This is a genomic window from Oerskovia douganii (assembly GCF_015142735.1).
Classification (GTDB): Bacteria; Actinomycetota; Actinomycetes; order Actinomycetales; family Cellulomonadaceae; genus Oerskovia; species Oerskovia douganii.
Map to the genome: position 1 here is coordinate 1 of NZ_JACSPN010000031.1, position 5,603 is coordinate 5,603.

At 71.8% G+C, this 5,603-nt stretch carries 6 protein-coding genes and 1 tRNA gene; 3 read left to right on the forward strand and 4 right to left on the reverse strand.

The window, feature by feature from the left end; genetic code table 11:
* Positions 1-212: 212 nt before the first annotated feature.
* Positions 213-563: a hypothetical protein gene (locus H9623_RS17240; protein ID WP_193721251.1), complete on the forward strand. Its 351-nt coding sequence runs from the start codon at positions 213-215 to the stop codon at positions 561-563.
* Positions 564-791: 228 nt separating this feature from the next.
* Here H9623_RS17240 and H9623_RS17245 read toward each other — a convergent pair.
* Positions 792-863: transfer RNA gene (locus H9623_RS17245), tRNA-Lys, on the reverse strand.
* Positions 864-992: 129 nt separating this feature from the next.
* Entirely contained in the window at positions 993-1,598 is a 606-nt protein-coding gene (locus tag H9623_RS17250; RefSeq protein WP_321575514.1) for a class I SAM-dependent methyltransferase, read from the reverse strand.
* 225 nt (positions 1,599-1,823) lie between these two features.
* On the opposite strand from H9623_RS17250, the gene H9623_RS17255 reads away from it, so the two are divergent.
* On the forward strand, positions 1,824-2,108 hold the full coding sequence (locus tag H9623_RS17255) for an iron-sulfur cluster biosynthesis family protein (RefSeq protein ID WP_193721252.1): 285 nt from the start codon (positions 1,824-1,826) through the stop codon (positions 2,106-2,108).
* A 226-nt stretch (positions 2,109-2,334) separates the two neighbouring features.
* Here H9623_RS17255 and H9623_RS17260 read toward each other — a convergent pair whose 3' ends face one another.
* Both H9623_RS17260 and H9623_RS17265 read right to left on the reverse strand, forming a co-directional pair.
* Complete coding sequence (locus tag H9623_RS17260; protein ID WP_193721253.1) at positions 2,335-2,712, reverse strand: DoxX family protein; 378 nt, start codon at positions 2,710-2,712, stop codon at positions 2,335-2,337.
* A gap of 62 nt (positions 2,713-2,774) precedes the next feature.
* Positions 2,775-3,503, reverse strand: coding sequence for a M50 family metallopeptidase (locus H9623_RS17265; RefSeq protein ID WP_227748846.1), 729 nt, complete (start codon positions 3,501-3,503; stop codon positions 2,775-2,777).
* A 624-nt stretch (positions 3,504-4,127) separates the two neighbouring features.
* Between H9623_RS17265 and H9623_RS17270 the strand changes: the two genes are divergently transcribed.
* Positions 4,128-5,564 (forward strand): DEAD/DEAH box helicase, encoded by a 1,437-nt coding sequence (locus H9623_RS17270; RefSeq protein ID WP_321575521.1) that lies wholly within the window; start codon positions 4,128-4,130, stop codon positions 5,562-5,564.
* Positions 5,565-5,603: the final 39 nt, after the last annotated feature.

A 5,603-nucleotide genomic window follows, 5' to 3' on the forward strand; every position in this document is an offset into this window, starting at 1 on the left:
AACTCACGACCGAACGAACCTGCAGGTCAGCGCGCCGTCGCGCCGATCACATCACCGCGCCTGGTGAGAACGCCTCTGAGACCGTCTGTCACCTATCCGTGCAGCAGACCCTTTGGTGAGTTGAGACCACCGTGGATTTCGTCCGCCTACTTCGCCAACCTACGGACCTGCGTAACCAATCTCAAAGCAAGCAACAGCTAGGGTCCACCAGCATGGAGACTTTTGGGTGGCAGCGGTTCGTCAACCACGACGCACGAATCGAGGCCGATCTGACACTCTGCGACGAACACTGGGCGCGACCGTTGCAGAGCGGATTCCGACCGAACTGGCGTGTTGTCGATACCGCCCCGGAAGATCCGATGGAGGGGCCCGTGCTCCTAGAGGGGGCCAGGAGCGCCACCCCTGGCGAGCGGGTGAGGGTGACGATCGTTCCCATCTTTCCTGATCGGTGGAGCACAGTGGAGGTCGGGTCCCAGCTCGAGATGCTCGACCGCCGCGAGCGTGTAGTTGGCAAGGCCATCGTCACCGCACTTCATGGGACGTCGACCCCTGCTTCGAACTAGACCTCCCTCAATGTGCTTGTCCTTGCGCTTGCGACACTTTGATGCAAACATCTCACCACCAGAACGCACCCGAGGTCGACGACTTCCGGGAGAGGTTCGCCAACTTCCTCGACATCCCGACCTCGTCATGTCGGGCAGGAGGCCTACGGCTCTTCGCGCCCTGTTGCTGCTGCCGCACGGACGCCTGGCGGTCGGTCGAGACCTGGCACAGTTCGCAGGTCAGCACGGTGGGCCCCGTGGGACTCGAACCCACAACCTACGGATTAAAAGTCCGCAGCTCTGCCATTGAGCTAGAGGCCCGGGCTCCGTGCGCACGCCTCGTCGGAGGCGACGCCAGGCCCGCGCAGAGTCTACGCGCCGAGCCTCCACGCGTGGCGACCTGACCACGTGCGGTGAGCGACGCCGTCGGGCACGGTGGGCGGGCCGACGTCAGCGCGGGGCGCGCGCCACCACGTCGAAGACGTGCCAGTGCTTGGGACCGCTGAACGACTGGCCGTCCTCGTCCTCCTCACGGAACGCGACGACGTCGAGCCCGTCGAGCAGGGCCTCGGCGTCGGCACGTGTCAGGAACGTCCCGTCGGTCGTGCCCGCGAACGAGTCGTGCACCCCGAACAGGTTCACAGCCAGCCACGCGCCCGGCCGCAGGGCGCGGCGGACCGCGGCCCAGACGCGCGGGAAGTCGTCGGGCGACGCGTACGGGAGCGAGTACCCGGCGTAGAGCAGGTCGGCCGGCGGCAGGTCCGCCAGGTCCGCGAACGGCACGACGGCGACGCTCAGCCCGTCTCCTGCCGCAGCTCCCGCCGTGGTCCGGACGAGGGACGGGGTGCCCGGCTCGCCGTCGACCGCGTGGACGCGCCAGCCCCCGGCCAGCAGCCCGGCCGTCTCGACGCCCGCCCCGCAGCCCAGGTCGACCGCCTGCCGGCCCGCGCCCGGCCCGGCGTGCGTCATGACCTCGCGGCAGAGGTCGCGCACCTCGCGGCCGGGCTGTGCGGAGTTGTAGACGGCCCAGTGGTCGGGGGAGTGGAGAGCGGTCACGGGACCATGCTCCCACCCGCAGCGGACGCCCCACGGGCGCGCACCCTAACGCGATCCGGGACCGCCTGCCTCGTGCGATCCCACTTCCTGGGAGACACGCCGGAAAAGGGCCCCTGCCCTTGCGATCGGACCCGATCCTTGTTTGGTTGGAGGCAACCGAAAGGCGCACGCCAGGGTTCGTCGCAAGGCGTCCCGTGCGTCCCCAGGCAACCGAGAGGAGCTCCCATGCTCACCCTGACCGACAACGCCCGCGACGCAGTCCAGGACCTCACCACGCGCGCCGGAGTGGCCGACGGTGGCGGTCTGCGCATCGCCGAGTCGGCGCCGCAGTCCGGCGACTTCGAGCTTGCCCTCGTCCCGAGCCCGCAGCCCGACGACACGGTCGTGGAGAACGGCGACGTCCGCGTCTTCGTCGAGCCGACCACCTCGATCGCGCTCGCCAACCTCACGCTCGACACCGACCCTCGTGCGACCGAGGGCCCCGGATTCGTCCTGACGCCGCAGGCCTGACCGGCCGGGCACCACCGCGGGGCCTGACAGCCCGCACCTCGACCTGAGCGGTTGCGCGGTCCGTCCGTCCCGGGAGCCGACCACCCTCCTCCTCGGAAGGTTCCCGGCCCGGCCAGGGCTACGCACCTGCTCACCCCGACGGGCCGTCCGCACGCAGCGGACGGCCCGTCGTCGTGCCCGGCGCCGCGGCGCCGACCCGGCCCGCACCGACCCGTCCCGTGTCGCCTCAGCCCCGCCGCGCGACCGACAGCGCCCACGTGACGAGCGGCACCTGGACGGGCAGGCGCCCCCACGCGACGAGCGGCCTGCGCGCCCAGGAGCTGGCGCCGGGGTGCGAGTCGAGCGCCATCTTCACGTTCCCGGGGAAGACGCCGACGAGGAGCGCGGCGCTCGCGAGGCCGCCGACGCGGCGTGAGGCCGGGACCAGCAGTGCCGCCGCGCACGCGAGCTCGGCGACCCCGCTCCACGTGACCCACGGGCGCGGGTCACCGAGCGCGGCGGGGACGAGGGGCTCGAAGACCTGCGGCCGCGCCAGGTGGACGACCCCGGACGAGCCGAGCAGCGCTGCGAGCGAGACCGCGGAGAGCGTCGGGGAGAGGGGCATGGCCCGATGCTAGGCAGAGCGGGGGCGGCTCGCCGCCCGGGGCGTCCGGTGGCGTCAGCAGGTCACGCGCCGACCGGCGACACGATCCAGTACCCGCCCAGCACCGCGGCACCGACGGTCACGAGCAGGAACACCACGACCCACACGATCCCCGGGACACGGGTGAGGCGCGCGAGCATGTCGGCGTCGGACTGGCGTGCCTTGCCGCGGCTGCGGGAGATCTGGAGCTCGAGGACGGGCCGGATCGCGCCCAGCAGCAGGAACCAGGTGACGGCGTACGCGACCGCGCTCTGCACGGGAGGCGTCGCGGCCCACGACACCACGACGAGGGCGACACCGCTCACCAGCACGGACCACAGGCCGAACCAGTTGCGGATCTGCAGCAGCATGAGCGTCAGCAGCAGCACGAGGAGCCACAGGAGCCCGACGGCGTAGCCCGCCCGCAGCAGCGCCGCCGCGCCGAGGCCCACGAGGCCCGGGCCGACGTACCCCATGAACGCCGTGACGACCATGCCGAAACCGCGCGGCTTGCCGTACGACACGGTGAGGCCCGACGTGTCGGAGTGCAGGCGGATACCGGTCAGCCGGCGCCCCGTGAGGAGGGCCGCGATGGCGTGCGCGCCCTCGTGCGCGATCGTCACGACGTGTCGCGCGACGCGCCAGACCGGCGTGAACACCACGACGATCAGCGCGACGAGCGACATCGACAGGACGACCGCGGAGGCCGGTGCGGGCACAGGGGTGGTGGCCGCCGACCAGATCTGGCCGACGACGTCTCCCACAGAGCTCATGAAGTCCACGGGCGACATTCCACCACGCCCGCATGTGCGTCCCGTGGGAGGTCCGCGCGGGGGCCGGGGCGAAGTTCCGGGAGGGGCGGGCCGCACGCCCGACGGCGGGCCCGCCGTCGGGCCCGGGCGGTCGCGAGAGGTCGGTGCGCCGCGACGTGTGGGATCGGTGAGGGATGTGGAGACGTCGATCACCTTGGACGCACGAGCGCCCCAGGCATGAGAGAGTGGGGATCGTGGCTGCGCATCTCTGCGCGCCCAGCGTCGTGGAGTTCCCTGGATTTCTTGCGGCGAACCCCGACCCTACGCCCGAGAGGCAAACCCTTGAACAACCCCATTCGTGCTGCCGTGCGCCCTAACGCCGCAGCCCCCCGCACCAACCAGTCGCAGGGACAGCAGTCCCGCGACACCACCCGCCCCGTCCGCGACTCCCGCGACGAGCGCGAGAGCCGCGACCCGCGTCCCGCCAAGGTGACCCGCGACGGTCGCCCGGTCCGTGAGCGCGACTCGCGTGACGGCCGCGGCGCCGGCCAGGGTCGCCCCGCCGGTGGCAACCGTGAGCAGCGCGCTCCCCGTGAGCAGCGCGAGCAGCGTCCCGCCGTGGAGCGTTCGTCGGTCCCGACCGTCGTGCCCGAGGGCCTGACGTTCGCGGACTTCGCGATCCCGACCACGGTGATCCGCGAGCTCTCCAGCCAGGGCATCGAGTCGCCGTTCCCCATCCAGGTCGCCTCGCTCCCGGACACGCTCAAGGGCCGCGACGTCCTGGGCCGTGGCCGCACGGGCTCGGGCAAGACCCTCGCGTTCTCGCTGCCTGTCGTCACGCGCCTGTCCCAGTCGGACACGCGTCGTGCCGCCCGTCGCCCCCGCGCGCTGGTCCTGTGCCCGACGCGTGAGCTCGCGAACCAGATCAACGCCACGATGGAGCCGCTCGCGAAGGCCCTGGGCCTGAACACGACGACCATCTTCGGTGGTGTCGCGCAGAGCCGCCAGGTCAGCGCCCTCAACGCGGGCGTCGACATCGTCATCGCGTGCCCGGGTCGCCTCGAGGACCTGCTCAACCAGCGCGTCCTGTCGCTCGACGGCATCGAGATCACGGTCCTCGACGAGGCCGACCACATGGCCGACCTGGGCTTCCTGCCCGGCGTCAAGCGCATCATGGACAAGACCCCGACGCGCGGCCAGCGCCTGCTGTTCTCGGCGACGCTCGACAACGGCGTGGACCAGCTCGTCAAGCGGTACCTGAGCAACCCGGTGAGCCACTCGGTGGACTCGGCCGAGTCGCCCGTCTCCAACATGACGCACCACATCTTCGCGGTCCGTGACGCGGACGCGAAGAAGGACGTCGTGCAGCAGCTCGCGTCGGGCACGGGCCGTCGTGTCCTGTTCACGCGCACCAAGCACCAGGCCAAGAAGCTCGCGAAGCAGCTCACGGCGCAGGGCATCCCGTCGGTCGACCTGCACGGCAACCTCGGCCAGGGGGCGCGCGAGCGCAACCTCGAGGCGTTCTCGAACGGCTCGGTCCGCGTGCTCGTCGCGACCGACATCGCGGCGCGCGGCATCCACGTCGACGAGATCGAGCTGGTCGTCCACGTCGACCCGCCGGCCGAGCACAAGGCGTACCTCCACCGCTCGGGCCGTACGGCTCGCGCCGGTTCCGAAGGCGTCGTCGTGACCGTCATGCTCCCCGAGCAGCGCAGCGACGTGAAGGACCTGACCCGCAAGGCGAAGATCACGGCGCAGCCGCAGTCGGTCGCCCCGGGTGATGCGGCGATCACGTCGCTCGTCGGCGACGTCGCCGAGTACGTGCGCCCCGCGGACATCACGCCGCCGCAGACGCAGGCTCGTCGCGGCACGCCGTCGCGCAACGGTGGGACGCGTGCGACGCGCACGGCGGCCCCGGCCAAGTCCGCCGGCCCGACGGCGCAGCGCGCCCAGGGTGGTCGCGGCCAGTCGACGCAGGGCGGCGAGGGCGGCGCTGGTGCGCAGGCTCGTCGTCGTGGCGGCCGCGGTCGCGCGCAGCGCGGTGGCGGCTCGGCGACGGTGTACTCGTCGTCGTCGTACTGATCCTCGGTGCGTGAGGGCCCCGGCGGTGATCCGCAGATC